The organism is Mesorhizobium sp. M8A.F.Ca.ET.165.01.1.1 (genome assembly GCF_004792065.1).
Taxonomy (GTDB): domain Bacteria; phylum Pseudomonadota; class Alphaproteobacteria; order Rhizobiales; family Rhizobiaceae; genus Mesorhizobium.
On sequence record NZ_SRTH01000012.1, the window covers coordinates 62,129 to 88,032 of the forward strand.

24 protein-coding genes and 1 riboswitch are annotated in these 25,904 nt (G+C 64.6%); of the genes, 10 read left to right on the forward strand and 14 right to left on the reverse strand.

Going from position 1 to position 25,904, the window contains the following annotated elements:
* Positions 1–49: 49 nt before the first annotated feature.
* Positions 50–1,789, forward strand: coding sequence for a hypothetical protein (locus EN808_RS25890; protein ID WP_127872118.1), 1,740 nt, complete (start codon positions 50–52; stop codon positions 1,787–1,789).
* 26 nt (positions 1,790–1,815) lie between these two features.
* On the opposite strand, the gene EN808_RS25895 is transcribed toward EN808_RS25890, so the two are convergent.
* The 4 genes from EN808_RS25895 to EN808_RS25910 form a co-directional block, all read right to left on the reverse strand.
* Positions 1,816–2,115 (reverse strand): CcdB family protein, encoded by a 300-nt coding sequence (locus tag EN808_RS25895; RefSeq protein WP_127279501.1) that lies wholly within the window; start codon positions 2,113–2,115, stop codon positions 1,816–1,818.
* Positions 2,115–2,357 carry a type II toxin-antitoxin system CcdA family antitoxin gene (locus EN808_RS25900; RefSeq protein ID WP_135917141.1) on the reverse strand — a complete coding sequence of 81 codons (243 nt, stop codon included), beginning with the start codon at positions 2,355–2,357 and terminating at the stop codon, positions 2,115–2,117. Before EN808_RS25900 ends, EN808_RS25895 begins: the two co-directional genes overlap by 1 nt.
* 86 nt (positions 2,358–2,443) lie before the next feature.
* Entirely contained in the window at positions 2,444–4,261 is a 1,818-nt protein-coding gene (locus EN808_RS25905; RefSeq protein WP_135917142.1) for an ABC-F family ATP-binding cassette domain-containing protein, read from the reverse strand.
* A 1-nt stretch (position 4,262) separates the two neighbouring features.
* Positions 4,263–4,907, reverse strand: coding sequence for a thiamine diphosphokinase (locus tag EN808_RS25910; protein ID WP_135917143.1), 645 nt, complete (start codon positions 4,905–4,907; stop codon positions 4,263–4,265).
* A gap of 86 nt (positions 4,908–4,993) precedes the next feature.
* Positions 4,994–5,108: riboswitch (TPP riboswitch) on the forward strand.
* A gap of 43 nt (positions 5,109–5,151) precedes the next feature.
* On the opposite strand from EN808_RS25910, the gene thiB reads away from it, so the two are divergent.
* The 4 genes from thiB to EN808_RS25935 all read left to right on the forward strand — a co-directional run bounded on the left by thiB (position 5,152) and on the right by EN808_RS25935 (position 10,465).
* The gene (gene thiB, locus EN808_RS25915) at positions 5,152–6,150 is read left to right on the forward strand and encodes a thiamine ABC transporter substrate binding subunit (protein ID WP_135917144.1); all 999 of its coding nucleotides are present in this window, start codon (positions 5,152–5,154) and stop codon (positions 6,148–6,150) included.
* A gap of 224 nt (positions 6,151–6,374) precedes the next feature.
* Entirely contained in the window at positions 6,375–7,994 is a 1,620-nt protein-coding gene (thiP, locus tag EN808_RS25925) for a thiamine/thiamine pyrophosphate ABC transporter permease (protein WP_135917145.1), read from the forward strand.
* Positions 7,987–8,763 (forward strand): thiamine ABC transporter ATP-binding protein, encoded by a 777-nt coding sequence (gene thiQ / locus EN808_RS25930; RefSeq protein ID WP_135917146.1) that lies wholly within the window; start codon positions 7,987–7,989, stop codon positions 8,761–8,763. The genes thiP and thiQ overlap by 8 nt, the downstream gene beginning before the upstream one ends.
* Before the next feature lie 232 nt (positions 8,764–8,995).
* Complete coding sequence (locus EN808_RS25935; RefSeq protein ID WP_023784820.1) at positions 8,996–10,465, forward strand: M48 family metalloprotease; 1,470 nt, start codon at positions 8,996–8,998, stop codon at positions 10,463–10,465.
* 15 nt (positions 10,466–10,480) lie between these two features.
* On the opposite strand, the gene EN808_RS25940 is transcribed toward EN808_RS25935, so the two are convergent.
* The gene (locus EN808_RS25940; protein ID WP_135863176.1) at positions 10,481–11,344 is read right to left on the reverse strand and encodes an RNA polymerase factor sigma-32; all 864 of its coding nucleotides are present in this window, start codon (positions 11,342–11,344) and stop codon (positions 10,481–10,483) included.
* 311 nt (positions 11,345–11,655) lie between these two features.
* Between EN808_RS25940 and EN808_RS25945 the strand changes: the two genes are divergently transcribed.
* From EN808_RS25945 to EN808_RS25955, 3 genes are all read left to right on the forward strand, one after another.
* Entirely contained in the window at positions 11,656–12,429 is a 774-nt protein-coding gene (locus EN808_RS25945) for an amino acid ABC transporter substrate-binding protein (RefSeq protein WP_135863173.1), read from the forward strand.
* Between the two features lie 137 nt (positions 12,430–12,566).
* Complete coding sequence (locus tag EN808_RS25950) at positions 12,567–13,247, forward strand: amino acid ABC transporter permease (protein ID WP_127279397.1); 681 nt, start codon at positions 12,567–12,569, stop codon at positions 13,245–13,247.
* Positions 13,244–14,014, forward strand: coding sequence for an amino acid ABC transporter ATP-binding protein (locus tag EN808_RS25955; RefSeq protein WP_135917147.1), 771 nt, complete (start codon positions 13,244–13,246; stop codon positions 14,012–14,014). The genes EN808_RS25950 and EN808_RS25955 overlap by 4 nt, the downstream gene beginning before the upstream one ends.
* A 79-nt stretch (positions 14,015–14,093) precedes the next feature.
* Here the strand turns inward: EN808_RS25955 and EN808_RS25960 are convergent, their stop codons facing one another.
* The 7 genes from EN808_RS25960 to EN808_RS36445 form a co-directional block, all read right to left on the reverse strand.
* Positions 14,094–14,675 carry a CarD family transcriptional regulator gene (locus tag EN808_RS25960; protein WP_006327799.1) on the reverse strand — a complete coding sequence of 194 codons (582 nt, stop codon included), beginning with the start codon at positions 14,673–14,675 and terminating at the stop codon, positions 14,094–14,096.
* 370 nt (positions 14,676–15,045) lie between these two features.
* Positions 15,046–15,384 (reverse strand): ferredoxin FdxA, encoded by a 339-nt coding sequence (gene fdxA, locus EN808_RS25965; RefSeq protein WP_095089463.1) that lies wholly within the window; start codon positions 15,382–15,384, stop codon positions 15,046–15,048.
* A gap of 235 nt (positions 15,385–15,619) precedes the next feature.
* Positions 15,620–16,006 (reverse strand): RNA-binding S4 domain-containing protein, encoded by a 387-nt coding sequence (locus EN808_RS25970; RefSeq protein ID WP_127279399.1) that lies wholly within the window; start codon positions 16,004–16,006, stop codon positions 15,620–15,622.
* A 13-nt stretch (positions 16,007–16,019) separates the two neighbouring features.
* Complete coding sequence (locus EN808_RS25975) at positions 16,020–19,406, reverse strand: helicase-related protein (RefSeq protein WP_135917148.1); 3,387 nt, start codon at positions 19,404–19,406, stop codon at positions 16,020–16,022.
* A gap of 725 nt (positions 19,407–20,131) precedes the next feature.
* The gene (phbB, locus tag EN808_RS25980) at positions 20,132–20,857 is read right to left on the reverse strand and encodes an acetoacetyl-CoA reductase (protein ID WP_127277284.1); all 726 of its coding nucleotides are present in this window, start codon (positions 20,855–20,857) and stop codon (positions 20,132–20,134) included.
* Positions 20,858–20,979: 122 nt separating this feature from the next.
* Positions 20,980–22,164, reverse strand: a complete 1,185-nt coding sequence (locus tag EN808_RS25985) for an acetyl-CoA C-acetyltransferase (protein WP_127277282.1) — start codon at positions 22,162–22,164, stop codon at positions 20,980–20,982.
* 23 nt (positions 22,165–22,187) lie between these two features.
* The gene (locus tag EN808_RS36445) at positions 22,188–22,346 is read right to left on the reverse strand and encodes a hypothetical protein (RefSeq protein ID WP_167531411.1); all 159 of its coding nucleotides are present in this window, start codon (positions 22,344–22,346) and stop codon (positions 22,188–22,190) included.
* A gap of 120 nt (positions 22,347–22,466) precedes the next feature.
* Between EN808_RS36445 and phaR the strand changes: the two genes are divergently transcribed.
* Positions 22,467–23,075, forward strand: a complete 609-nt coding sequence (gene phaR, locus EN808_RS25990) for a polyhydroxyalkanoate synthesis repressor PhaR (RefSeq protein WP_127277280.1) — start codon at positions 22,467–22,469, stop codon at positions 23,073–23,075.
* A 96-nt stretch (positions 23,076–23,171) separates the two neighbouring features.
* Here phaR and EN808_RS25995 read toward each other — a convergent pair whose 3' ends face one another.
* Complete coding sequence (locus tag EN808_RS25995) at positions 23,172–23,591, reverse strand: rhodanese-like domain-containing protein (RefSeq protein ID WP_127872113.1); 420 nt, start codon at positions 23,589–23,591, stop codon at positions 23,172–23,174.
* 108 nt (positions 23,592–23,699) lie between these two features.
* Here EN808_RS25995 and ftrA point away from each other — a divergent pair, with 108 nt between their 5' ends.
* Complete coding sequence (ftrA, locus tag EN808_RS26000) at positions 23,700–24,698, forward strand: transcriptional regulator FtrA (RefSeq protein ID WP_135917201.1); 999 nt, start codon at positions 23,700–23,702, stop codon at positions 24,696–24,698.
* 15 nt (positions 24,699–24,713) lie between these two features.
* On the opposite strand, the gene EN808_RS26005 is transcribed toward ftrA, so the two are convergent.
* Positions 24,714–25,856, reverse strand: a complete 1,143-nt coding sequence (locus EN808_RS26005) for a citrate synthase (RefSeq protein WP_135917149.1) — start codon at positions 25,854–25,856, stop codon at positions 24,714–24,716.
* Positions 25,857–25,904: the final 48 nt, after the last annotated feature.

The following is a 25,904-nucleotide window of genomic DNA, read 5'->3' on the forward strand; positions in this document are numbered from 1 at the left end:
GCTGATTTGCGGGGGCCGGCGCGGAGGCAAACTACAGGTCGACTGAAGCATGGCAGATTTCGTTGCTGTTCTGAAAAACGCGTTCGAGAAGCACGGCGACGAGACGCCCGAGAAGCGTGCGCGCATCTATAACAGCGTTCGCGCCATGCTGGCGAAGAAGCTTGCGGAATATTCGCCGCCGCTGGCTCCCGAGGCCATAGACAAGCAGAAACGCTCGCTGGACGACGCCATTGCCGGCGTCGAGCGGGACTACGTCAAGAGTGTGCCGGAGACGGACCCGCTCGCGGAACTGGAGCACATCTTTTCCTCCATCGACCGCAACAAGAACCAGTCGAGCCACGTCAAGCAGCCGGCCAAGGCCGAATCGATTCCCGCTCCGTCCCCGTATCGGCAGGCGCCTGTCGCGGCCAGCCCGGAGCCGTACAAGCCGGCGCAGCCCGTGGCGAACCCCGAACCCAACCGGCCTGCTCCAGCGGTCAAGGTCGAGCCAGCCTGGCAAAGGTCGACGCCGGTCCAGCCCGCTCCGGACTTTTCGGAGAAGACCTTGCCGGGAATGGACGCGGATCGGGACGACGACCAGGACGATGTCTTTGCCAATGACGAAGCGCCGGCGGGCGCCGACACTTTCGAGCGTTTGCGCCCAGCTGAACGCAGGCGCGGCTATGGCGGACTGATCGCCGCCGTCGTCGCGTTGCTGGTCGTTGCCGGCGGCGGTTACGGCATCTGGCTGAACAAGGATGCCTTCGGCAAGATGCTGGGCCTGGGCGGCAGCAAGGTTGTTGCCAAGACCGAACCGGTGAAAACGGCGCCGGCCAAGCCGGCGACCGATGCCGCGGCCACGCCACCGGCGCCCGCGACCGGTGCCGAAGGCACGAAATTCACGCAGCGGCTGACGCCTGAAGGCGGCGAAACCGATCCCGGCCCGGGCGGTGGACAAAGCGGCATAGGCGAGGGTGAATCCGTCGCCGCGCTGACGACGCCGCCAACGGCGACGAATGCGCCGGCCACGGCCGCGCCGGCGGTTCCCGCACCGGCTGCCAATACGCCCGCTGCCGCCACGCCCGCGGCAGGCGCGCCTGCCGCCACCACGCCTGCGGCGGGCACCCCGCCCACGACACCACCCGCCAACGGAACCGCGCCCGCGGCGCCGGCCGGTGCCGCCGCCACGCCGCCGCCCGCGCCGGCGGGCGCCGCTCCGGCGGCTCCGGCCGCGGCTGCGGCGCAAAGCTCGGTTCCGGTCGGCCAGAAGGCGATCTTCTACGAGGAGCGCACCAGCACCGCGCAGGGTTCGGCCGAGCCCGGCAGCATCGTCTGGTCGCTGGTGCAGGAATCGCCCGGCGGCGACCTGCCGCCAGAGCCTGCGATCCGTGCCGAGGCGACCATTCCCGGCAAGGACATCCAGTTGCGCATGACCATCCGCCGCAACACCGACCAGACCCTGCCGGCGAGCCATATCATCGAGATGATCTTCCTGACGCCCGACGGCTTCGAGGGCGGCGGCGTCGACAACATATTGCGCGTCGCCATGAAGAGCTCGGAACAGGATGCCGGCAGCCCGCTGATCGGCATCCCGGCCAAGATCGCCGACGGCTTCTTCCTGGTCGCGCTCAACGACACCAAGGCCGATGAAGACGCCAACATGACCTTGCTGCGCGGCCAGGACTGGATCGACGTACCGGTCGTCTACAAGACCGGACGGCGGGCATTGCTGACCATGGAAAAGGGCATTCCCGGCGAGAAGGTGTTCGACGAGGCGATCAAGGCCTGGCAAGCGAAAACGGCGGGCTGAGCAGACGGCGTAACGGCGGCCTTCGATCAGAAACCCTGGAACAGCATGTCGAGCGCGGCGACGATCTCGTCGTGATGTTTCGTCAAGTTCAGCCGACTTTCACCCAATTCGCTTGCCGGAACGGTAGCAATCAGGTGTGTCGCCATAACCAGCTTCCGGCCGTTGATGTCGAAGATCGGATGAAGCTTTCGCATCGGCGGCGGCACCGTTGCGAACGGCAGAAGGGGGACGACTACCCGCGTCCTGAAATTGTCGAGCAGATCGGATTGAACGTCGAGCAAATAGTTGCCTTCGACGCGACCGGCGAAGACATCATAGCGGGGCATCAGAACTGCCGGTACTCTTCCAACGGGACGCCATGTTTCTCGATGTAGTCGTTCCACGTCTCCATCGTGGCGCGGTTCTCTAGCTTCCATAGCCGCGTTTTTTCGGCCGCCACCGCTTCCGCGATGCCGGCCTCCGCGGCGCGCGAGACATTCACATCAAGCCCTTTGGCTTCCCGCATGAGATTTGAGTCGATCGACAGATTTGCTGGCTGACGGACCGCATTCAAGGCAATCTTACGCATGGTGGGCCTCCGCGACATGCGCATAATATATGCGCATTCCGATATGGAAGGCAATAAAATCAAGCTGCCCCGATCGCGGGCGGAACCTACCCTTCCATCTCTTCCCGCAGCATCTCCAGTTCCAGCCATTCCTCTTCCAATGCGGCCAAGGTGGCGCGCTCCTTGTCGAGGGCGGCGATGGTCTTCTGGAACGAGGCCGGGTCGCGCTCGTAATAGGCCGGGTCGGAGATGTTGTTTTCCAGCCGCGAGATCGACGCTGTCACGGCCTCGATCTTCTTGGGCAAGGAGTCCAGCGCGAACTTCTGCTTGAACGACAGTTTTTTGGCCGGCCCTTTTGCTACGGCAGGTTCTGCCTTGGTGGTCGGCGCGTCGCCGGCGTCGGCCTTGGCGCGCGCCTTGCGGTCGTCGAGCCGGGTGCCGCCGCGCTGCGCCAGCATGTCGGAATAGCCGCCGGCATATTCAATCCAGCGGCCACCACCGTCCGGCGCGATGACGCTGGTGACGGTGCGGTCGAGGAAATCGCGATCGTGGCTGACCAGGATGACGGTGCCGGCGAACCCGGCGACCAGTTCCTGCAGCAGTTCCAGCGTCTCCATGTCGAGATCGTTGGTCGGCTCATCAAGTACCAGCAGGTTCGCCGGGCGCGCCAGCACGCGCGCCAGGATCAGCCGCGCCCGCTCGCCGCCGGACAGCTCGCGCACCGGCGTGCGCGCCTGCTCCGGCTTGAACAGAAAATCCTTCATGTAGGAGACGACATGGCGCTGCTCGCCATTGATGACCAGGTTCTCGCCGCGCCCGTCGGTGAGATATTGCGCCAGCGTCTCCTGCGGGTCGACCGCCTCGCGCTTCTGGTCGAGCGTGGCGATCTCCAGATTCGTGCCGAGCCGTATCGAACCAGCGTCCGGCGCCAATTCGCCGGTCAGCATCTTCAGAAGCGTCGTCTTGCCGGCGCCGTTCGGTCCGACGAGGCCGACGCGGTCGCCGCGCTGGATGCGGGTCGAGAACCCCTTGACGACGGTGAGGTCGCCAAAGCTCTTCTCTATGTTTTTCGCCTCGATCACCAGCTTGCCGGATTCGGCCGCGTCGCTGGCCACCATTGTCGCGGTGCCCTCGGCGCCGCGATGGCCGCGAAAGCGCTGGCGCATGGTCTGCAGTTCGCCGAGACGTCGCATGTTGCGCTTGCGCCGTGCCGTCACGCCGTAGCGCAGCCAGTGCTCCTCGCGCACGATCTGGCGGCCGAGCTTGTGCTGCTCGCGCTCTTCCTCCTCCAGCACGAGGTCGCGCCATTCCTCGAAATGGCCAAAGCCCTTGTCCAACCGGCGGGTCTGGCCACGGTCGAGCCAGACGGTGGCACGCGACACACGCTCGAGGAACCGGCGGTCGTGCGAGATCACGATGAGCGCCGAGGAAGTCCGGACGAGCTCCTCTTCCAGCCATTCGATCACCGACAGATCAAGATGATTAGTCGGCTCATCAAGGAGCAGGATGTCGGGCTCCGGCGCCATGACGCGGGCAAGGGCGGCGCGCCTGGCCTCGCCGCCGGACAGGTCTGCCGGCCGCTCCTCGCCCGACAGGCCGAGATGCTCCATCAGATAGCTGGCGCGGTAGGGATCGTCGGCCGGGCCGAGCCCGGCCTCGATATAGGCCCGCACATTGGCAAAGCCGTCCATGTCGGGCATTTGCGGCAGATAGCGGACAGTCGCCGAAGGCTGGCGGAACACCTCGCCGTCCTGCGGTTCGATCAGGCCGGCGGCGATCTTGAGCAGCGTCGACTTGCCGGACCCGTTGCGGCCGACCAGCGCGATCTTGTCGCCGGCCGACGCTGTCAGGGCGGCGCCATCGAGCAGCGGCGTGCCGCCAAAAGTCAGTCTTATCCCGTCGAGATTGAGAAGGGGCGGGGCCATGTCAGCTTTCGGGCAATGGATAGGGATGGGCGAGCAGCAGCGCGCGGCCGTGGCCGAGCGCGATGTCGAGGCGGCCCTTGACCTCGTTGGAAATGGTCAGCGACGATCCGAAAGCCACCTCGACCTTGTCGAGCGGCCATTTGGCGCCGGTGACGGTCAGGCCGGAGAGTTCGGAAAAGCCGAGAATAGAAAATAGCGTGCCGTCGGCATAATCGAAGCTGGCCCTGCCGTTGAGCAAGGGGACACCCTCCTGGGCGCCGCTGGTCAAAAGCACATCCGTTCCGGCCTCGGCCAGCCGCAGGCCAAGCGCCAGATGCAGGAAGGCGTGATCGGCGCGCTTGCCGCCGAAGGCGCCCGCCAGCACAAGGCGGGTCGCTCCACGCTCCAGTGCGGCCGCGATTGCCAGTTCGCCGTCGGTCTTGTCCTTTTCCGCCGGGAAGGTTTGCCGGGGCACGGCGGCGAGATGGGCGGGCAGATCGGCCGGAACCGAATCGAAATCACCGACCCACAATTCCGGCACTAGGCCCAGTATCCGCGCATGACCGATGCCGGCGTCGGCGGCGATCACGCGCGAGCCTTCGACCTGGCGGTCGAGCCGGGGCGTGCGGAGGAGATCGCCGCCAAGCAGGATGGTGAATGTGCTCATATCCCGTCGCCTTACCAGCCCGGCACGGGAAACGGAAGGCGGCAAACTCCCACTTGCGTGTCCCACCCGCCGGGCCTATGTGTCGAAACGCTCTAACGGGGTGCCGGACGCGAATTTCGCGGACCGGCTGAGAGGCAGTCTCGCCAACCCGCTGAACCTGATCCGGTTTGTACCGGCGGAGGGATTAGACGTTTCGGACAGTCCGACGCCTCAATTCCTTTCAACGCAAACGAAGGAGGCGCCGATGCGCACGTTTTTATATTCTCTCATCGCAGCCACGGCAGTGGCCCTGTCCGGGCCGGCTTTGGCCAAGGACAAGCTCACCGTCTACACCTATGAGAGCTTCACCGCCGACTGGGGTCCGGGCCCCGTGGTGAAGAAGGAATTCGAGGCCGAATGCGGCTGCGATGTCGAATTCGTCTCGGTCGCCGACGGCGTGGCGCTGCTCAACCGCGTCAAGCTGGAAGGCGCTTCGACCAAGGCCGACATCGTGCTCGGCCTCGACACCAATCTCACCGCCGATGCCAAGGCCTCAGGCCTGTTCGCGCCGCATGGCGCGGCGAGCGATGTCAACGTGCCGGGCGGCTGGAGCGACGATACTTTTGTTCCCTTCGACTATGGCTATTTCGCCGTTGTCTACGATACGCAAAAGCTGAAGTCGCCGCCGAAAAGCTTGAAGGAGCTGGTCGAGGGCAGCGCCGACGACAAGATCGTCATCCAGGACCCGCGCACCTCGACGCCCGGTCTCGGCCTGCTGCTCTGGGTGAAGTCGGTCTATGGCGACAAGGCGCCGGAGGCCTGGGCCAAGCTCAAGACCAAGGTGCTGACCGTGACGCCGGGCTGGAGCGAGGCCTATGGCCTGTTCACCAAGGGCGAGGCGCCGATGGTGCTTTCCTACACCACCTCCCCGGCCTACCATATGGTCGCCGAGAACACCGAGCGTTACCAGGCGGCGTCTTTCGAAGAGGGCGAGTATCTGCAGATCGAGGTCGCCGGCATCACCACGACCGGAGCCAAGAACCCGCTGGCGGAAAAATTCATGGCCTTCATGACCGGACCGAAATTCCAGGACGCCATCCCCGAGACCAACTGGATGTTCCCGGCCGGCAAGACCGACAAGCCGCTCAACCCGGCCTTCGACAAACTGGTCAAGCCGACCAAGACCCTGCTGTTCAGCCCGGACGAGGTCGCGGCCAACCGCAAGGCCTGGGTGGATGAATGGCTGGCGGTGATGAGCAAGTAGTTGGCTGTATGATCCGAAGATGAATGCTCTACGGCGCCCCCCTCTGTCCTGCCGGACATCTCCCCCGCTTGGGGGGAGATTGGCTGTCATCGGCGATTTCGCCAATCGCCAACATTGCAGGAATGAGCTGGGCGCCGGAGCTGCTAATCTCCCCCCTCGTGGGGGAGATGTCCGACGGGACAGAGGGGGGCGCGAAGGAACGCGACGCACGTTAAAGGCCTTTCGTGCAACCCGCGTCTGATCCCCGCATTACCGCCGGCAGCGTAGCGCTGGCGGCGATCGCGCTCTTGATCGGCGGCGCGTTTGCCGGGCTGCTTGTCGAAGGCGCACACGACCTCTCCGGCGCCTGGGCGGCCTTCGACCCTTATCTGTTGCGCGTCGTGCGCTTCACACTCTGGCAGGCGGCCCTGTCAACGCTGCTCTCCGTCGGGCCGGCCCTGTTCGTGGCGCGGGCGCTGTCGCGGCATCCACGGTTTTTCGGCCGCGCCTTCATTCTGCAGCTCTTCGCCGTGCCGTTGGCGCTGCCGGCGATCGTCGCGGCGCTCGGCATTCTGGCGCTTTATGGCCGTGCCGGCTATTTCGCCGGCCTGTTCAACTGGGTTGGCGGCCAGGGCTGGCCGGGCATCTACGGCCTCTCCGGCATTCTCGTCGCCCATGTCTTCTTCAACCTGCCGCTGGCCACCCGCCTGTTCCTCGAGGCGCTGCAGACCATCCCCTCCGACCAGTGGCGGCTGGCGAGCCAGCTCGGCATGGCGGCGCGGCCGGCGTTCCGGTTGATCGAATGGCCAACACTGCGCGCCGCCATGCCCGGCGTCGCCGGGCTCGTCTTCATGCTCTGCATCACATCCTTCACCATCGTGCTGACGCTTGGCGGCGGGCCGGCCGCGACGACGCTCGAAGTCGGCATCTATCAGGCCTTGCGCTTCGATTTCGATCCCGCGAGGGCTGTCGCGCTGACATTGCTGCAGATCGCCTTGACCTTCATCGTGGTGCTGGCGCTGACGCGGCTCGGCGCCAATGTCGTCGGCGACACCAACCTGCCGGTCGCGCCGCGCCGCTATCTCTCCGTCAACGGCACCGAAGCCACACTGAATGCCTTGCTCATCGGATTGACGCTGCTGGTCGTCGCGGGACCGATGGCGGCGACCGTGATCGCCGGATTGAGCGCCGATCTCGACCGGCTGGCCGGCGAGACCGCTGTCCGGCAGGCGACACTCACCAGCGCCGTGCTCGGCTTCCTTTCGGCGCTGCTTTCGGTGATGCTCTCGTTGGCATTGACAATGGCGCGGCGGGCGCTGGCATCGAACCGCCGCTCCGGCCCAATGACACTGCTCGAACACGCCACCGATACCGGCGCCGGCTTTGTGCTGGTCGTGCCGCCGATCGTCGTCGGCGCCGGTTGGTTCCTTCTGTTGCGCCACGTCGGCGACGTCTTTGCCATCGCCCCGCTCATGGTCGTCACCGTCAACGCTGTCATGGCGATGCCTTTCGCGCTGCGCGCCATCCGCCCCGCCTATGATGCGGCAAGCGAGCGCCACGAACGGCTCTGCGCACAGCTCGGCATTTCCGGCTGGGCAAGGCTGAAGCTGGTCGACTGGCCGTCGCTGCGGCGGCCGCTCGCCACCGCCTTCGCCTTCGCCATGGCGCTGTCGCTTGGCGATCTCGGCGTCATCGCCCTGTTCGGCAGTGATTCCGTACAGACCTTGCCCTACCTTCTCCTGGCGCGCATGGGCAGCTACCGCACCCAGGACGCCGCCGGCCTGGCGTTGTTGCTGGGCCTTGTCTGCCTGGTACTGGTGCTGGCAGCGGACCGGCTGGGAAAGGGGATGGCCCGCGATGTCTGACGGTGCGGCTGACGGCAAAGGGGTTCCGGTGCGGCTGGACAAGGTCTCGTTCAGTTATGGCGAGGCATTGTTCGCTTTCGATGTCGAGTTCACCGCGACGCAAATCACTGCCATCATGGGGCCAAGCGGTTCGGGAAAGTCGACGCTGCTCAATCTGGTGGCCGGATTCGAGATGCCGAGATCCGGCCGCGTGCTGATCGGCGGGGGCGATGTCAGTGGTGAGCCGCCGGCCGTGCGTCCGGTGTCGATGGTGTTTCAGGAGAACAATCTTTTCGCGCATCTTTCCGTCGAGCAGAATGTCGGGCTCGGCCGTTCGCCATCGTTGCGGCTGACCGATACCGACCACGCCGATATCGCGGGCGCCCTTGCGCGCACCGGTCTTGCCGGCAAGGAGAAGCGGCTGCCGCGCGAACTTTCGGGCGGTGAGCGCCAGCGCGTCGCCCTGGCTCGCGTGCTGGTGCGTGACCGCCCGGTGCTGCTGCTCGACGAACCCTTCGCCTCGCTTGGGCCCGCCTTGCGCGACGACATGCTCGACCTGGTTGCTGGCCTTCATGCCGAGCGTGGCATGACGGTGCTGTTCGTCACGCACCAGCCGCAGGATGCCCGCCGCATCGGCCAGAAGGTGGTGTTTCTGGACAATGGCGCCATCGCCGCCACAGGCACGGCGGACGATTTCTTTTCCGGGGCTGGTCCGGAGGCGTTCCGGCGCTATATCGGTGCGGGTGCCGGGGATGCCTTATCACGAGATATTGCCCGGAAGCGGACATAATTTACGCTCAAACCGGCCCGAGGCGATGTGGCGCTTGCTTGCCATGACTGGAGTAGTGTGGCTAGGTCCGCTCGATACCGGTCCGGCACTGGCCGTGATTTGCCTACAGCATCTGCTGCCCGCCCCGAGGGGCGGGCAGCAGATGCTGTAGCAGTTTGTTTTGCGCATTGCATGATCATGCGCAAGGACCTGAAAGGAAGCCATTCTGGCGATCGGCGTTGACAGGCTACGAATGAACCCGCTGGCGCGCTTCCTGGCGCTGGCTGGCTTTGCCGTGGCGCTGGCGAGCTGCCAGATGTTCACGCCTCCGGAGGTCCAGGAATCCGGCTTCCAGCCATCCGACAAGCCGATCACGGTGGACAATGTCGCCGCCAACAACAAGCTTGCCGAACTCGCCAAGGCGCAGCATCCGCGCATCCTGGCGACCTATGGTGGCGAATATTCCGATCCCAAGCTCGAGCGCATGGTCGCCAAGGTGGTCGGCAATTTGACCGTGGTATCGGCCAACCCGACGCAGACCTATCGCATCACCATCCTCAATTCGCCCAACGTCAACGCCTTCGCGCTGCCGGGCGGCTATCTCTACATAACGCGCGGCCTCCTGGCGCTGGCCAATGATTCGTCCGAGCTCGCCGCTGTCATCGCGCATGAAATGGGACACGTCACCGCCAATCATGGCCTGCAGCGCCAGCAGTTGGAGGCCGAGGAGGGCCTGGCGACCAAGGTCGTCTCGGATGTGCTCGGCGACAGCCCGACCGCCAAGGCAGCACTGATCCGCGGCAAGCTCAGGCTGGCGCAGTTCTCGCGCAACCAGGAACTGGAGGCGGACGCCATCGGCATCAAGTCGATCGGCGAAGCCGGCTACGATCCCTATGCCGCCGGCCGATTCCTGCAGTCGATGTCGGCCTACACCGATTTCCGCTCGATCAGCGGCGCCACGGACGCCAGCCTCGACTTCCTTGCGACGCACCCCAACACGCCGCAGCGCATCGATCTGGCACAGCGCCACGCCCGCCAGTTCGGCGCGCCCGGCTTCGGCACGCGCGACCGCGATTCCTTCCTCGCCGGCATAGACGGCCTGCTTTACGGCGACACGCCGGAAGAAGGCTATGTGCGCGGCGAGACCTTCCTGCATCCGGGCCTCGGCGTGTCGTTCACGGTGCCGGACGGTTTCATCATCGACAATTCGGCGGCAGCGGTGACGGCGACCGGTCCTGGCGACATAGCGATCCGCTTCGATGGCGTTTCGATCGACAAGAACCGCGCCTTGACCGACTATATCAGAAGCGGCTGGGTGGCTGGCCTCGACGACAGCACTGTCAAGCAGGAAACCATCAACGGCAATGAGGCGGCGACCGCGCATGCCGGCGCCGAAGGCTGGCAGTTCGATATCGCGGTGATCCGCGCCGGCGGCCAGGTTTACCGATTGCTGACCGCGGCGCCCTCGGCCAGCACCTCGCTGGAAACGGTGGCGCGCTCGGTCAGCGGCTCCTTCCGCATTCTCAGTCCCGCCGAAAAGGCGGCCCTGAAGCCACTGCATATCCGTGTGCTTACGGTACAGCCGGGACAGACCATGGGCTCGCTTGCCGCGCAGATGGTGGGCGTCGACCGCAAGCTCGACCTGTTCCGCGTGCTCAACGCGTTGTCGCCGGGGGCCGCGGTTTCGGCCGGCGACAAGGTCAAGATCGTCACCGACAAGTAGCGCCCATTGCGCGAATCAGGCGGCGGTCGCCATGAATTCGGGATTCTGCTTCACCAGCGCGACCTTGAGCTTTTCCATCGCGCGGGCCTCGATCTGGCGGACGCGTTCCTTGGAAATGCCGAGCGTCTCGCCGAGTGCCTCGAGCGTGGCGCCCTCGTCGGTCAGCCGGCGTTCCTCGATGATGCGGAGTTCGCGGGCGTTGAGAGCTTGAAGCGCCTCCCTCAGCCAAAGCGAGCGGCGCGCGACGTCGATCTTGTCGCCGACAATCTCGTCGGGCAGGGGATCGTCGGAGACCAGGAAATCCATCCGCTCGGTCGCCCCCGCATCGTCGGCAAGCGGCACGTTGAGCGAGGAGTCCGGGGCGGAGAGGCGTGAATCCATCAGCGCCACATCAGCCTCGGAGACACCAAGCGCAACCGACACCTCGCGGTAGAGGGTTGTGTTGGAGAGCGGTTCGGCGCCGTTCGCGAGGCGCGCACGCAGGCGCCTGAGATTGAAGAACAGGGCCTTTTGCGCCGAACTGGTGCCGCCGCGCACGATCGACCAGTTGCGCAGGATGTAATCCTGCATCGAAGCGCGAATCCACCACGTCGCGTAGGTCGAAAACCGTACCTCGCGCTCAGGCTCGAAGCGGGCCGCGGCCTCGAGCAGGCCGACATGACCTTCCTGGATCAGGTCGCCAAGCGGCAGGCCGTAGTGACGGAATTTCGAGGCCATGGAAATGACCAGCCGCATATGGGCAACGGTGATGCTGTGCAATGCGTTCTGGTCGTTGTCTTCTTTCCAGAGCAATGCAAGCCGATGCTCCTCATCGCGCTCGAGGTAGGGCGCCCTCATTGCCGCGCGGACCATGATCCGACCTGCCGTGTCTTCCATCATAAGGCGCTCCCTGGCTCAGGCGATGCGGATGACAGGCACCGGCTTGAAATGACGGCGTCGTGCCCTAGAACAGCCAAAACTGCCGTGCGCGGGAAAGGTTCCGCTGGCGCGGGCAGGCGAGCGATGAGATCCGGGCAATTTCGGCACGGCTGCCCGGAACTCTGAATGCTGCAGAGAAATTCCTTTTAGAGTATTCGATTTCTGGAATTGGCCCTCTTTGAAATTTCATTCCTTATTTTTTCGACCCGCATCTGTCATTTTCCAGCCCTCACAACATGCCTGACATCAGGCCAAGGACGGATCACAGAAAAATGAAATGGCTCAAGTCACTCATCATCGCCGGAACGCTGCAGGCCCTGGCGGTCGCATCGGGCCATGCCGGCGCCAATCTCGACGAGATCAAGCAGGCCGGCGTCATCAAGGTCGGTACGGAAGGCACTTACGCGCCTTTCACCTACCATGATGCATCCGGAGCGCTGGTCGGCTTCGACGTCGAAATCGCCAAGGCGATCGCCGACAAGCTTGGCGTCAAGGCGCAGTTCCTCGAGGGCAAGTGGGACGGCCTGATCGCCGGCCTCGATGTCAAGCGCTACGACGCCGTCATCAACGAAGTCGGCATCACCGATGCCCGCAAGGCCAAGTACGATTTCTCCGATCCCTACATCGCCTCCAAGGCGGTGCTGATCGTGCGCGGCGACAACACCGACATCAAGACCTTCGCCGATCTCAAGGGCAAGAAGTCGGCGCAGTCGCTGACCTCCAATTTCGGCAAGCTGGCCGAGTCGAATGGCGCCGAACTGGTCGGCACCGACGGCTTCGACCAGTCGATCCAGCTGCTTTTGACCGGCCGCGCCGACGCCACCATCAATGACAGCCTGTCGTTCCTCGACTTCAAGAAGCACAAGCCCGACGCCAATGTGAAGATCGCCGCCCAGGAAGAGAATGCCGATTATTCCGGCGTCATCGTGCGCAAGGGCGATCCGGAGCTGGTCGCGGCCATCAACAAGGCGCTGGCCGACATCAAGGCCGACGGTACCTATCAGAAGATCGCCGACACCTATTTCGGCCAGGACGTGTCGAAGTAATTCATAAAGCGGGGCCGGTCGTCGCCCCGCGGCCCATCCAGCGGCGAGCCGTTTTTGACGGCTCGCCGCTTTTGTCGTGATATGGCTGACGCATTCGCGCTTCGATGACGCCGCTTGTTCATTCCGGAGGATTTTTCGTGCCGCACTGGCTGCAACTGATGCTGGAGTCGCTGCCCTCGCTGCTGTGGGCAGCGTTGATCTTCACCGTGCCGCTGACGCTGCTGTCTTTCGTGCTCGGCCTGACGGTGGGGTTGGGCGCGGCGCTCGGCCGGCTGTTCGGCCCGAAGCCGCTGGTGGCGCTCGTGCGCTTCTATGTCTGGATCTTCCGCGGCACGCCGCTGCTGGTGCAGCTGTTCCTGATCTTCTACGGCCTGCCTTCGGTCGGCATCCTGCTCGATGCCTTTACCGCGGCGCTGATCGGCTTCACCCTCAACATCGGCGCCTACACGTCGGAAATCATCCGCGCGGCGATAGGCTCGGTGCCGAAAGGCCAGTGGGAGGCCGGCTACTCGATCGGCATGACCTGGAGCCAGGCGATGCGGCGCACCATCCTGCCGCAAGCCGGCCGGGTGGCGGTGCCGCCGCTCTCCAACACTTTCATCTCGCTGGTCAAGGACACGTCGCTGGCCGCCGCCATCACCGTGCCGGAGATGTTCCAGGCAGCGCAGCGTATCGTTGCCACCACCTATGAGCCGCTCATCCTCTATGTCGAGGCTGCGATCCTCTATCTGGCGATGAGTTCGGTGCTGTCGGCCTTGCAGACGCGGCTGGAGGAGCGGCTCAACCGCTATGGCGGCTTCCTGGAGGCACGCTCATGATCGGCCTCACCAACATCGAAAAACGCTTCGGCGAAAATCTCGTGCTGAAAGGGGTGACGGTTGCCATCGCCGAGGGCAGCGTCACAGCCCTTGTCGGTCCTTCGGGTGGGGGAAAAAGCACGCTGCTGCGCTGCATCAACCTCCTGGAGATCCCGACCTCGGGCACGGTGCGGATCGGCGACGAGATGCTCGAGTTCCGCCCGGGCGGAAAGGTGCCGGCGGCGGACATAAGGCGTCTGCGCCTGCAGACCGGCATGGTGTTCCAAAATTTCCAGCTGTTTCCGCATCGCACGGCCATCGAAAATGTCATGGAAGGTTTGGTCACGGTGCTCAAATGGTCGCCCCAGAGGGCACATGAACGGGCGCTCGCGCTGCTGGAGAAGGTCGGCATGGCCCACAAGGCGGATGCCTGGCCGGCGACGCTGTCGGGTGGCCAGCAACAGCGCGTGGCGATCGCCCGGGCGCTGGCGCCGTCGCCCAAGGTGCTGCTGTGCGACGAACCGACTTCGGCACTCGACCCGGAATTGGCGCAGGAGGTGGTCGATGTGCTTAGTCAGCTCGCCAGCGAGGGAACGACCATGGTGATAGCGACGCATGATTTGCGCCTGGCTTCCAAGATCGCCCAGGAAGCGGTGTTCCTCGATGCCGGCGTCATTGTCGAGCAGGGGCCATCCGCCACGCTGTTCGGCAATCCGGAGCGCCAAAGGACAAAGCGGTTCATCGCCACGCTGAAGCAGGAGGCGGCGGAGAAGGAGGCCGGCGCATAGACGCGGCAATCTCCGGCAATCTTAAAGACAAAAAACCCGGCACGAGGCCGGGTTTTTCGTTAACTCGAAAGCGAAAAGCTCAGGCAGCCTCTTCCTGCTCGGCTTCCTCATTGTCGGCCTTGGCGCCACGCTTGGGGCCCTTGTTGAGATTGACCTCGATCAGGCGCACGGCTTCGGTTTCCGACATGCGGTTGACGGCCGCGATCTCGCGGGCCATGCGGTCGAGCGCCGCTTCATAGAGCTGGCGTTCGGAATAGGACTGCTCCGGCTGGTTGTCGGCGCGGTAGAGGTCGCGCACGACTTCCGAGATCGAGATCAGGTCGCCCGAATTGATCTTGGCATCATATTCCTGGGCACGGCGCGACCACATGGTGCGCTTGACGCGGGCGCGACCCTGCACGACCTTCAGCGCGCGCTCGACATAATCCTCTTCCGACAGCTTGCGCATGCCGATGGAGGTCGCCTTGGCGACCGGCACCTTGAGCCGCATCTTGTCCTTCTGGAAGTCGATGACGAACAGTTCCAGCTTGTGGCCAGCCACTTCCTGCTCATCGATCGAGACGATCTGGCCGACGCCATGCGCCGGATAGACGATGTACTCGCCGGTCTTGAAACCGTGACGCGCGGCCGTGGACTTCTTCTGCGGGGTGATCGTTGCCATTACGCCCTGAACTCCTTGTTGTGGGCCGGCGGCGGTGCCGGCTGAACTCACGTGATCGGGGTCACCGATCATTAGCCGCACAACAGATGAACCCACCGGAAAAAGCCGGGACCGGCAAACCGCACGAATTGCGACCGCCTGGCCCAGATCGCTCTGGTCCGGAATGGGATTTTCACCTTTCAGTGATTTGGGGCGTCTGCGCCATAAATCGACGTTGTGTCACCGGCATGTTTCGCTGATGTAACACAAAAAGTCGGAAGAATCAAGGTTTTGCTGCGTAAGCGAAGGCCACAACCAATCGCCGCCTGTCAAGGCGGTTAATCCGACGTGCTTGTTACGCTACGTCATACAAGCCTTTACGGCGGTGTTGTCAATCGCCTTCGCCGGGTTCGGCGGAGAAGTATTTCTCGAACTTGCCGGCCTCACCGTCGAAGCTCTTGGCGTCGGCCGGCGGCTCCTTCTTGGCGGTGATGTTCGGCCATTTCTCGGCATATTCGGTGTTGATCTGCAGCCATTTGTCAAGGCCGGACTCGGTGTCGGGCTTGATCGCGTCGGCCGGGCATTCCGGTTCGCAGACGCCGCAGTCGATGCACTCGTCGGGATGGATGACGAGCATGTTCTCGCCTTCGTAGAAACAGTCGACCGGACAGACCTCGATGCAGTCCATATATTTGCATTTGATGCAGTTGTCGGTCACGACATAGGTCATCGGTCGGCTCCGGGATGTCCCGTTTTTGTTGGCTTTTTTTGTGAGGTAACGCCTTTATCGGCTGCTTGCAAGGGTGGCCGTTCCCAGGGGCGTCAGGGTTTGGGAATGGAATTCCAAGTGGGCGGCGCCGCGAAGGCCCGGCATGCCCCACCGGCCGTCCTGTTTGCCGCTCCCGGTTCTGCTTTTTGTTTGTCGCTGCCCTCGGGCAACGCCCCTCCGCGGTCGGTCGAACGGCTCAATCTTCGTCGAGCAATCGGTCGGTCTGGCGGCGCTCTTTTTTGGTCGGGCGGCCGCTGCCTGCCTCCCGCAACGCCGGGATGGCATCGGGAAGGGCGTCGGCCTTGGGTGCGGGCGGCGGCGACATGTCTTCATAAAGAGTGCGGGCTTCCTCGGCCGGGCCGCGCCGCACTCCGGCGCCGAGCACCTTCCAGACGAAGATACGCCGGTCGAGCGTGATGGTCAGCACGTCGCCCGGCTTGACCAGATCGGATGCCTGCGCTGCTTTGTCGCGATTGATGCGCACGCGGCCGGCGACCACCAATTTAGCCGCCAGCGAGCGCGATTTCACCGCACGCGAAAAGAACAGCCATTTGTCGATGCGCTGGCGGCCTTCAGCAACCATCGAAGCGCCGAGCCTACTTCTTTAGCTGGTCGCGCAAGGCGGCGAGCTTGGCGAAGGGGGAATCCGGATCGAAGCGCACCGGGCGCTCCTCGCGCGGCTTGGGTTGGAAGGCGGGCTTTCCGCCCCCCTTGCCTTCCGGCCTGCCGCCCTTCCAGTCCGGGCGGCCTTCACGGCGCTCGGGACGATCGCCTTGCGGGCGGCCATCGCGGCGCTGCTCGCCGTCACCTTGCGGCTTGGGCTTGAACTTTGAGCGGTCGAAGCGCGGCTTGCCGGCGCCGTCGCGGCGTCCTTCATGGGCGGGACGGTCCGTGGGCGTGCCTGTTGCCGGTGCGCCGCCGGCATCGGCCGACGCGTTGCCTCGGCCACGCGCTTGTCCGTTTTGCGGGCGGTTGTTGCGGCCGTCGCGATGACGCGGACGCTGGTCAAAGCGGCCTTGGCGCCACAACAGGATCGGCTTTGGCGCTTCGGCTTCCAGCACCGTTTCGCCGACGGCTTGCGCCACCGCAACGGGTTCGGCGGCTTCCGTCGGCGCGGAGGCCCCGACGGCCGGCTCCGCCGCCGCGGCGCCCTCTTCTGGGGGCGCGGCGTCAATCTCGGCAGTCTCAGCTTCGGCCCGCGACTCAACCGGCGCCGGCTCGACGGGTTCAACGGCGGCTTCGGCCACAGGCGCCTCTTCGCCCCCTGCAACGTCAGCCGTGGCTTCCGCCTGCTCTTGCACGGCAGCTTCCGTCGGCGCGTCTGCCGCGATTTCGGCCGCAACCTCCATCGCCGCGGCGGCTGCCGCATCCGGCACCGGTTCCGATCCTTCGGCGGCTGGCGCTGCCGCCTCTTCCGCCGCCTTGGCCTGTTCCGCGCGGGCTGCCTCCGCGGCTGCCTGCTTGGCCGCGGCGGCTTCCCGCGCGGCAGTATCCTGCGCTTCCAGCCGCGCCTTGACGTCCGCCGCCGGCTTCGGCTCGGCGCGATAGCCGAGACCCTTGAGAATCTCTTCCATGTCGTCGGCGGTGGCGCCGAGGATCGACATCATCGGCGGCGTCACCATGAAGGACTGGCCGTCATAGGCGCCGTCCGGTCGCTGGCCGAGGCCGGGCTTCCAGTTGGTCGCCGGGCGGATCAGGTCAGCCAGCCGCTCGAGAATGTCGATGCGAACGGCGCGGCGGCCGAGATTGCGGTAGCCGGCAAGCTTGTAGAACGCCTTGTCGAAGGCCGGATCGATCACCACCGAGGTGCGGCCCGATGCCAGCGCATGGACGACGTCGCCGAAGCCGGGCTTGTCCTTGCCGTCGTTCTTCAGCGCCCACAGCAAGGTCACCAGTCCGGCGGGCGCCGGTTTGATCAGCGCCGGCACGAAGACGTGGTAGGCACCGAAGCGCACGCCGAGCCGGCGAAGCGCCGCGCGGCCTTCCTGGTCGAGCGACTTCATCTCCTCGGCGATGTCGCGGCGATTGATGAGGCCGAAATTCTCGACCAGCTGGAAGGCGATGCCGCGGCCGATACCGGAAATCTGATCGGCATTTTTCAAGTCGACCAGCGGCTTCAGCAGGGATTCGATCTGGAAATTGACGAAGCGCTCGGCGCGCGCGGCGACCTTGTCGCGCGCCGGGCCGGTGAGCTGTTCGTCGGCCAGCAGCACCAGGCGCGGCTTCAGCGCGTCCTCGCCCGAAACCAGCGTGCCGATCGGCGCGCCGATCCAGCGCAGCGTGCCGTCCGAACCGAGCGCTAGATCGCCATTGGCGCAGGCACCGAAGCGCTCCGCGCGTGCATCGAATTCGGCGGCCAGCGCCTTTTGCGCGGCCGTGCGCACGGCCTTGGCGTCTTCGCCGCCGGCGGTCTGGTCGGCGGTGAAGCGGAACCCTTGTAACTCGCCGACGTGATGGCCTTCGACAAGGACGGTTCCGGTAGGACTGATTTCGGCTTCAGGCATGGTATTTTCTCTAAGGCGCCGCATGAGGACGGAAGTCCTGCGGTCTACGAAGCGTTTCGTCAACCGCTCATGCAGCGCATCCGACAATCTGTCTTCGATTTCGCGCGTCTTTTCCTGCCAGTGTGCCTGATCGGCCAGCCAGCCGGGCCGGTTCGACACGAATGTCCAGGTGCGGATCTGGGCGATGCGGTGCGACAGCGTGTCGATATCGCCCTCGGTGGTGTCGGCGCGGCGCACCTGCTCGGCCATATAGTTCTCGTCGACATGACCATGCCGGGCGAGGTCCATGTAGATCGAGGCGATGAGGTCGGCATGCTGGGCGGGCGCGATCTTGCGATAATCCGGCAGCGCGCAGGCTTCCCACAGCAACGCCACGCGCTTGGCATTGGTTGCGAGCGCGCGGATGCCTTCGTCGCGGGAGAGATGTTCGAGCGCCTGGGCATCGACGGCCGGCAGTGCGCGTGTCAGGCCCTCGACCGGGGCGTTGGTCTCAATGGAACGCTTCAGCGCATCGAGGCTGGCGAAATCGAATTGGGCGGTGCGCCACTGCAGCACCTTCACCGGGTCGAAGTCATGGCCCTCGATCTTCTGGACCAGGTCCTCGTCCAGCGGATCGACCTGGCCGGTGACGCCGAACGTGCCGTCGCGCAGATGCCGGCCGGCGCGGCCGGCGATCTGGCCGAGTTCGGCCGCCGTCAAATTGCGGTACTGGTAGCCGTCGAACTTGCGGTTCTGGGCAAAGGCGACATGGTCGAGGTCGAGGTTGAGACCCATGCCGATCGCGTCGGTGGCAATGAGATAGTCGACATCGCCCGACTGGAACAGCGCCACCTGGGCATTGCGGGTGCGAGGCGACAGCGCGCCCAGAACCACCGCCGCACCGCCCTGCTGGCGCCGGATCAGCTCGGCGATGGCGTAGACCTCGTCGGCGGAGAAGGCGACGATCGCGGTGCGCCGTGGCAGGCGCGTCAGTTTCTTGGAACCGGCATAAGCCAGATGCGACAGGCGCGGCCGCGTCACCACCGAGACGCCTTTCAGCAGCCGCTGGAGGATGCCGTGCATGGTGGCCGCGCCGAGCAGCAGCGTTTCCTGGCGACCGCGCAGATGCAGGATGCGGTCAGTGAAGATATGGCCGCGCTCGAGGTCGCCGGCCAGTTGCACCTCGTCGATGGCGACGAAGGCGGCGTCGGTCTCGCGCGGCATGGCTTCGACGGTGCAGACCGAATATTTGGCGCCCGGCGGCTGGATCTTCTCCTCGCCGGTGATGAGCGCCACCTTGTGGGCGCCAACTTTCTCGCAGACGCGCGTGTAGACCTCCCGGGCCAGCAGCCTCAGCGGCAGGCCGATGACGCCGGTTTCGTGCGCCACCATGCGCTCGATGGCGAGATGGGTCTTGCCCGTGTTGGTCGGCCCAAGCACGGCGGTCACGTCGCGGCCCGACAGGATCAGCGGCTCGGTATGTTTCTGCTGGATGTTCATCGGCTCGGAAATAAGGCTTTCTGGCCTCTCGTTGTCGGGAGCGTGCCTGGACGGCGCGTATGACAGCCGACACATAGGGATTTCGGGCGCGAAGCGAAAGCGGAATGTTCCGCCCGGGTTCCGAAGACGCCCGTGTCAGCCCGCAAATCAGTTCCTGCTTAACAGTTGGAACGAGTCTGGAACGAATCAGCGACGAATCGGTGACTCCGTCAGATTCAGCTTTTGTTCACGGCTAGATATGGATTTTGCGACCATGAGTCTCACCACATGCTGAATCAGAAAACTGGCCCGTTTTATGCTAGGCGAACCTCTCTGTTAACTTTCGCCTGTGAACGAGGTCGGGGGCTCGATGCGCACTGCTCAAGATTATGAAATTGTTAATCTTTCTGAATTGTGGGTTAAGAAACTATGGGTGATCTCGGCCTATTAATGTTAACTTCCGCTCAAAGCCGGAACGAATCGGCGACAAAACAGCGTCAGCGCTATTTTCCCTTTTTGTTCCCCCAATATCTTGTGTTGTGAACAGCTTATCCACCGAGAATCCACAGGCTTGCCCACAGGTTTCGCGCAGGCGCGCTGCCGCCATTAACCTTTGCGTGCCGGATTGGGGCAGCCGCTCGTAGCGAGGGGTTTTAGGCCCAGAGCATCACTTGAAAACGGACCGGTTTCCCGGTCCGTTTTCGCCCGTCAAGGCCGCTGGTTGGTGGGCAGGCGAAAATCAATGCCTAGACGAAGTACTGGCCGCCATTGGCGGTGAGGGTCGAGCCGGTGATGAAACCGGCATCCTCGGAAGCGAGGAAGACGACGCAGCGCGCGATCTCTTCCGGCTCGCCGAGGCGGCCGACCGGGATTTGCGGGATGATGCGCTCGTTGAGCACTTTCTCGTCGATCGCCTTGACCATCTCGGTGGCGATGTAGCCCGGGCAGATGACGTTGACGGTGATGCCCGCGCGGGCGCCTTCCTGGGCGAGCGCTTTCGAGAAGCCGATGTCGCCGGCCTTGGCAGCGGAGTAATTGACCTGGCCGGCCTGGCCCTTCTGGCCGTTGATCGAGGAGATGGTGATGACGCGGCCGAACTTGCGGTCGCGCATGCCGCTCCACAGCGGATGGGTCATGTTGAAGACACCGGACAGATTGGTGTCGATCACCTCTTTCCACTGCTCGCGCGTTATCTTGTGGAACATGGCGTCGCGGGTGATGCCGGCGTTGTTGACCAGTACCGAGACAGGGCCGAGGTCGGCCTCGATCTGCTTGATGCCGGCGGCGCAAGCGTCATAATCGGCGACGGACCATTTGTAGACCGGAATGCCGGTCTCGGCCTTGAATTTCGCCGCCGCATCGTCATTGCCGGCATAGTTCGCGGCAACCGAATAGCCGGCAGTCTTCAAAGCGATCGAGATGGCAGCGCCGATACCGCGCGATCCACCCGTGACGATTGCAACCTTGGTCATGTGTTCTCCTCCCGTTGGTCGGAGGAGCGAATAGGGAGTAGCCAATAGCGAATAGGGTTTGATGTCCCGCCGCGCTGAGGCCGTTCTTCCTTATTCGCTACTCCTGTTCGCTATTGGCTTGTTCAGATGGCTTCGACGCACATGGCGACGCCCATGCCGCCGCCGATGCATAGGGTGGCCAACCCCTTCCTGGCGCCGCGGCGACGCATCTCGAAGACCAGCGTGTTGAAGACGCGGGCGCCCGAGGCGCCGATCGGATGGCCGATGGCGATGGCGCCGCCATTGACGTTGACGATCGAGGGGTCCCAGCCCATGCCCTTGTTGACGGCGCAGGCCTGCGCGGCGAAAGCCTCGTTAGCCTCGACCAGGTCCAGATCGCCGACCGACCAGCCTGCCTTTTCCAGAGCGCGCTTCGAAGCGGGAATAGGTCCGGTGCCCATGATCGCCGGATCGACGCCGGCGGTTGCCCAGGACACGATGCGCGCGAGCGGGGTGACGCCGCGCCGAGCGGCCTCCGCTTCGCTCATCAGCAGCGCGCCGGCGGCGCCGTCATTGATGCCGGAGGCGTTGGCGGCGGTCACCGTACCGTCCTTGTCGAAGGCCGGCCTCAGCTTGGTCATAGCATCGATCGTGGCGCCGTGGCGGATGTACTCGTCCTGATCGACAACCGTGTCGCCCTTCTTGCCCTTGATGGTGAAGGCGACGATCTCGTCCTTGAACTTGCCGGCTTTCTGCGCGGCCTCGGCCTTGTTCTGCGAGCCCAGCGCGAACTGGTCCTGGTCGTCGCGGGTGATCTGGAACTGGCGGGCGACGTTCTCGGCGGTGTTGCCCATGTGGTAGCCGTTGAAGGCGTCCCACAGCCCGTCCTTGATCATGGTGTCGATCATCTTGTAGTCGCCCATCTTGACGCCGGCGCGCAGATGCTCGGCGTGCGGCGACAGCGACATCGATTCCTGGCCGCCGGCGATGATCACCTTGGCGTCGCCGGTGGCGATCTGCTGCATGCCGAGCGCGATGGCGCGCAGACCCGAGCCGCAAACCTGGTTGAGGCCCCAGGCGGTGGTTTCCTTGGGCAGGCCGGCAAGGATCGAGGCCTGGCGGGCTGGGTTTTGGCCTTGCGCCGCGGTCAGCACCTGGCCGAGGATGACCTCGTCCACCTCGGCCGCCTCGACGCCCGTACGTGACAAAAGCTCCTTGATGACGACAGCACCGAGTTCATGCGCCGGCGTGGCCGCGAAAGCACCGTTGAAGGAGCCGACGGCCGTGCGTGCGGCACTGGCGACAACGATGGAATTGGCAGAGGACATATTCTTCTCCAGACTTCGAGCTGTCATGTTTTCAGGCATTGTTGGCAACTTTTCTTGCCCTTTCCATGACCCAAGTCAAACCGGAAATCGGCATGGCGCCCATGCGCCGCAAGCAGGTCGCGCATCGCCGTGCCGGCGGACCGGGCGCTGCTGCGCAGCATATTTTGCCCGCTATGCAGCATAATATGATCCCGCAGTGCACAAACTGCTTGGAATTGTGGGGCTTTTGCGCATATCCTCAAAAAGGGCGCAATCGTTACCGGCTGCTTACTCAGGCGTGCCGGTGTCCGGGGAGGATGCAGATGGCCGCAAAAGACGACCCGATCATTATCAAGAAATACGCCAACCGCCGCCTCTATAATACGGGGACGAGCACCTATGTGACGCTCGAGGATCTGGCCGAGATGGTCAAGAAGGGCGAGGAATTCACCGTCCAGGACGCCAAGACCGGGGACGACATCACCCATCCGGTGCTGACGCAGATCATCTTCGAGCTGGAGAACAAGGACGGGCAGAACATGCTGCCGATCCCGTTCCTGCGCCAGCTGATCGCCTTCTATGGCGACCAGATGCAGATGATCGTGCCGAGTTTCCTCGAACAATCGATGATCGCCTTCTCCAAGGAACAGGAGCGGTTCCGCGAGCAGATGAAGGGGGCCATCGGCAAGTCGCCGCTGGACGTGATGAAGATGGCGACGCCGATGAAGGCGCTGGAAGAACAGACACGGCGCAACATGGAAATGTTCCAGAATGCGATGCGGCTGTTCACGCCATTTCCGCCGGCGGGTTCCGCACCCGCCGCGGCCCCTGCCGAATCGGCCAGGAAGGAAGCGCCGGAGAAACCCGACGATCTGCAGCAGCTGAAGGACCAGATCGCTGCCATGCAGCGCAAGCTCGACACAATGTCGTAAGGGGCGGGGTCCAGGCCAAAATCCGCCGGTGTCTTATCGGTCGATGGTCGACTGCCACAGGTCGCGGATTTCGTCGGGTAGCCCGTCCAATGGGCATCATGGGCGCAGGACACCAGGCTCCTTGCCCGAAGCGAAGGGCAGGTCCTCATCCTGCCAGCCTGAAATGCCACCGATCATGATCTTGACCGGAAGACTAAGGCTGGCCAGTTTGAAGGCCGCCCGATCCGCGCCATTGCAGTGCGGGCCGGCGCAATAAACCACGAACAGCGTGCCTGACGGCCATTTTCCCATCCGCTCGGCCGATATCTCGCGGTGCGGCAGATGCAGCGCGCCCGGTACATGGCGGCGTTCATAGGCTTGCGGCGATCCGACGACGTGCAGAAGCACGAAGTCCGGCTCTCCGCCGCGCAGCGTCGCGGCGACATCGGAACAGTCGGTTTCCACGGAAAGCCGGCGCAGGAAATGGTCCCGGGCAATCTCCGGCGATGCCGCCGGTATGTCTGTCACATAGCTCATCAAATTTCTCCATCTCTGATGGAGCTGTTCTCCATCGCTGATAGGTCAGAGGTAGCGCAGCGAGCCGGGCGATTGCAGCTGGCAGCTTTGCCATATATCGTCAAGATCATGCCAAACATGTCGCTTGCCAGTCCGCCCCCTGCCAACCCGCTTGTCGTCGCAATCGCCTATGACGGGCTGTGCACGTTCGAATTTGGCGTGGCGGCCGAGGTGTTCGCCTTGCCCAGGCCTGAGATGGGCCCGGATTGGTACCGTTTTGCCGTTGCCGGCATAGACGCCGGTGAAATGCGTGCGATGGGCGGCGTGCGCATCCTCGCCGATGGCGGACCTGACTTGATCAGCGAGGCCGGCACGGTCATCGTGCCGGGATGGCGCGGTGTGGATTGTCCTGTGCCGCCTTTGCTGATCGACGCACTTCGCAAGGCGAGCGAGCGGGGTGCGCGGGTTCTTTCCATCTGCTCGGGCGTCTTCGTGCTTGCCGCGGCCGGCCTGCTCAAGGGCAAGAAGGCAACCACGCATTGGCGCTACGGCGAAAGGCTGAAGGAGCGGTACCCCGACATCACGGTGGTACCCGATGTCTTGTACATCGACGAGGGAAATGTGCTGACATCGGCCGGCAGCGCGGCCGGGATTGACCTCTGCCTGCATCTGGTCCGGCGCGATTTCGGCACCAAGGCGGCCAACATGGTGGCGCGCCGCCTGGTCGTGCCGCCGCACCGCGACGGCGGCCAGGCGCAATATGTCGAGAGCTCGGTGCCCGAACCTCACGAGCGCAGTCGGCTTGGACCGTTGATAGACAGGATGCGCGCCGACATTTCCGCCGACTATCCGGTCGCCACCCTGGCCGACCTGGCCGGGATGAGCGAGCGGACATTTCTACGCCGGTTCGCTGCCGCAACCGGCGTCACGCCGGCAAGCTGGCTCCTGTCCGAACGGCTTTCTCGGGCGCGTACGCTGCTCGAAGATACAAGCTTGCCGATCGACCGCGTTGCCGAGACGGCCGGATTTGGCGCGGCGGCGACGTTGCGGCATCATTTCCGCCGGCGGTTCGCCACGACCCCCGCCGCATACCGGGCGCGGTTCGGGGCCAACGCCAACTCCGGCTGACAACGTCTCAGGCCGTCACGTCAACAATCCCTCATAGCGGCCGCGCGGCCTGATGATGCTGCCGCTCACGATCTGTTCGACCATGTGCGCGGCCCAGCCGACGCTGCGTCCAAGCGCGAAGAGCTGGAACGGCGCATCGCGCGGCAGGCCGAGGCCGCGCGTCAGCACGGCAAGGGCAAAGTCGATATTCGCTGGAGCGCCGGTCGCGGCGATGGCGGCGGTTTCCAACGACCGCAATGTCTCGTCATTGTTGTCGATGGCCGCCAGAAGCGCCGTGGCGCGGGGATCGCCCTCGGGATAGAGTTGGTGGCCGAAACCCGGCAGCGGCCGGTCGTGGCCGAGCCAGCGCCGGATCGCGGCATCGGATCCATGACTTGCGGCGTCCTCCGCCAGTTGCATAACCGCCTCGCCGGCGCCGCCGTGGCGCGGGCCGGACAGCGTCGCCAGGCCCGCGAGCAGGCCCGCGGCGGGCGAGGCGCCGGTCGAGGCCGCGACGCGGGCCGCGAAGGTCGATGCGTTGAGTTCGTGATCGGCGAGCAGGACAAGGGCACGGCGGATTGCTTCCGCGCCATCATCGTCCACCGACCAGCCCCGTGCCAATCGCCGATGCACTGGTTCCGGTCCCGCCACGGCACCGAGGGCGCCGGCCAGCACGCCGATCGCGTGCGCCGCGTCGGCGCATAGCGAGGCGGCACTTCGTCCCAGCGAAGGCCGCGCCTGGCCGGCAAGCAAGGCGAGTTGCGCAAAGGCCGGGGCGCGGCCGATCTGGCGCGCCGCATCCGGCGACGGCGTTTCGAAACGGACGGGGCGAGGCAGAGCCCAGAGCAGCCCAGCGGTTTCTTCCAGCGTGGCATGGTCGGACAGCGCTGCGGCGTCCCGGCCTCGATAGATGAGGTGGCCGTGCCAGACGGTCGAAACCGAAGTGACAATCGACGGCTCGCCCCAGGCGATCGCGCTTTCGGCGATGGCCGAGGGGCTGCGCCCGCGCGCCCTTCGCGTTGCCAGCGCCGCGATGTCGTCGGCGCGGTACTGGCTGCGGCGCGGATCGTCCCGATCCGGGCGCATGCCGATGCGTCCGCGGCTGACATAGGCATAGAGCGTCTGCGGCCTCACGCGCAGCCGTTCCAGCGCCTCTTCCCGCGACAACCATTCGGACATTTGGGTCTCTGATATTGATTCTATTGATCAAGATTGATGTAGATGGTG

What these genes read in the sequence shown, in the direction of transcription:
- EN808_RS25945 (WP_135863173.1), top strand. Translation starts at nt 11,656, where the DNA reads ATGAAATGGCTCAAGTCACTCATCATCGCCGGAACGCTGCAGGCCCTG.
- EN808_RS25905 (WP_135917142.1), bottom strand. Translation starts at nt 4,261, where the DNA reads ATGGCCCCGCCCCTTCTCAATCTCGACGGGATAAGACTGACTTTTGGC.
- EN808_RS25940 (WP_135863176.1), bottom strand. Translation starts at nt 11,344, where the DNA reads ATGATGGAAGACACGGCAGGTCGGATCATGGTCCGCGCGGCAATGAGG.
- EN808_RS25995 (WP_127872113.1), bottom strand. Translation starts at nt 23,591, where the DNA reads ATGAGCTATGTGACAGACATACCGGCGGCATCGCCGGAGATTGCCCGG.
- phbB (WP_127277284.1), bottom strand. Translation starts at nt 20,857, where the DNA reads ATGACCAAGGTTGCAATCGTCACGGGTGGATCGCGCGGTATCGGCGCT.
- EN808_RS25975 (WP_135917148.1), bottom strand. Translation starts at nt 19,406, where the DNA reads ATGAACATCCAGCAGAAACATACCGAGCCGCTGATCCTGTCGGGCCGC.
- EN808_RS26005 (WP_135917149.1), bottom strand. Translation starts at nt 25,856, where the DNA reads ATGTCCGAATGGTTGTCGCGGGAAGAGGCGCTGGAACGGCTGCGCGTG.
- EN808_RS36445 (WP_167531411.1), bottom strand. Translation starts at nt 22,346, where the DNA reads ATGCTGCATAGCGGGCAAAATATGCTGCGCAGCAGCGCCCGGTCCGCC.
- fdxA (WP_095089463.1), bottom strand. Translation starts at nt 15,384, where the DNA reads ATGACCTATGTCGTGACCGACAACTGCATCAAATGCAAATATATGGAC.
- EN808_RS25985 (WP_127277282.1), bottom strand. Translation starts at nt 22,164, where the DNA reads ATGTCCTCTGCCAATTCCATCGTTGTCGCCAGTGCCGCACGCACGGCC.
- phaR (WP_127277280.1), top strand. Translation starts at nt 22,467, where the DNA reads ATGGCCGCAAAAGACGACCCGATCATTATCAAGAAATACGCCAACCGC.
- EN808_RS25960 (WP_006327799.1), bottom strand. Translation starts at nt 14,675, where the DNA reads ATGGCAACGATCACCCCGCAGAAGAAGTCCACGGCCGCGCGTCACGGT.
- thiQ (WP_135917146.1), top strand. Translation starts at nt 7,987, where the DNA reads ATGTCTGACGGTGCGGCTGACGGCAAAGGGGTTCCGGTGCGGCTGGAC.
- EN808_RS25970 (WP_127279399.1), bottom strand. Translation starts at nt 16,006, where the DNA reads ATGGTTGCTGAAGGCCGCCAGCGCATCGACAAATGGCTGTTCTTTTCG.
- EN808_RS25890 (WP_127872118.1), top strand. Translation starts at nt 50, where the DNA reads ATGGCAGATTTCGTTGCTGTTCTGAAAAACGCGTTCGAGAAGCACGGC.
- thiB (WP_135917144.1), top strand. Translation starts at nt 5,152, where the DNA reads ATGCGCACGTTTTTATATTCTCTCATCGCAGCCACGGCAGTGGCCCTG.
- EN808_RS25900 (WP_135917141.1), bottom strand. Translation starts at nt 2,357, where the DNA reads ATGCGTAAGATTGCCTTGAATGCGGTCCGTCAGCCAGCAAATCTGTCG.
- EN808_RS25935 (WP_023784820.1), top strand. Translation starts at nt 8,996, where the DNA reads ATGAACCCGCTGGCGCGCTTCCTGGCGCTGGCTGGCTTTGCCGTGGCG.
- EN808_RS25955 (WP_135917147.1), top strand. Translation starts at nt 13,244, where the DNA reads ATGATCGGCCTCACCAACATCGAAAAACGCTTCGGCGAAAATCTCGTG.
- EN808_RS25895 (WP_127279501.1), bottom strand. Translation starts at nt 2,115, where the DNA reads ATGCCCCGCTATGATGTCTTCGCCGGTCGCGTCGAAGGCAACTATTTG.
- EN808_RS25910 (WP_135917143.1), bottom strand. Translation starts at nt 4,907, where the DNA reads ATGAGCACATTCACCATCCTGCTTGGCGGCGATCTCCTCCGCACGCCC.
- ftrA (WP_135917201.1), top strand. Translation starts at nt 23,700, where the DNA reads ATGCCAAACATGTCGCTTGCCAGTCCGCCCCCTGCCAACCCGCTTGTC.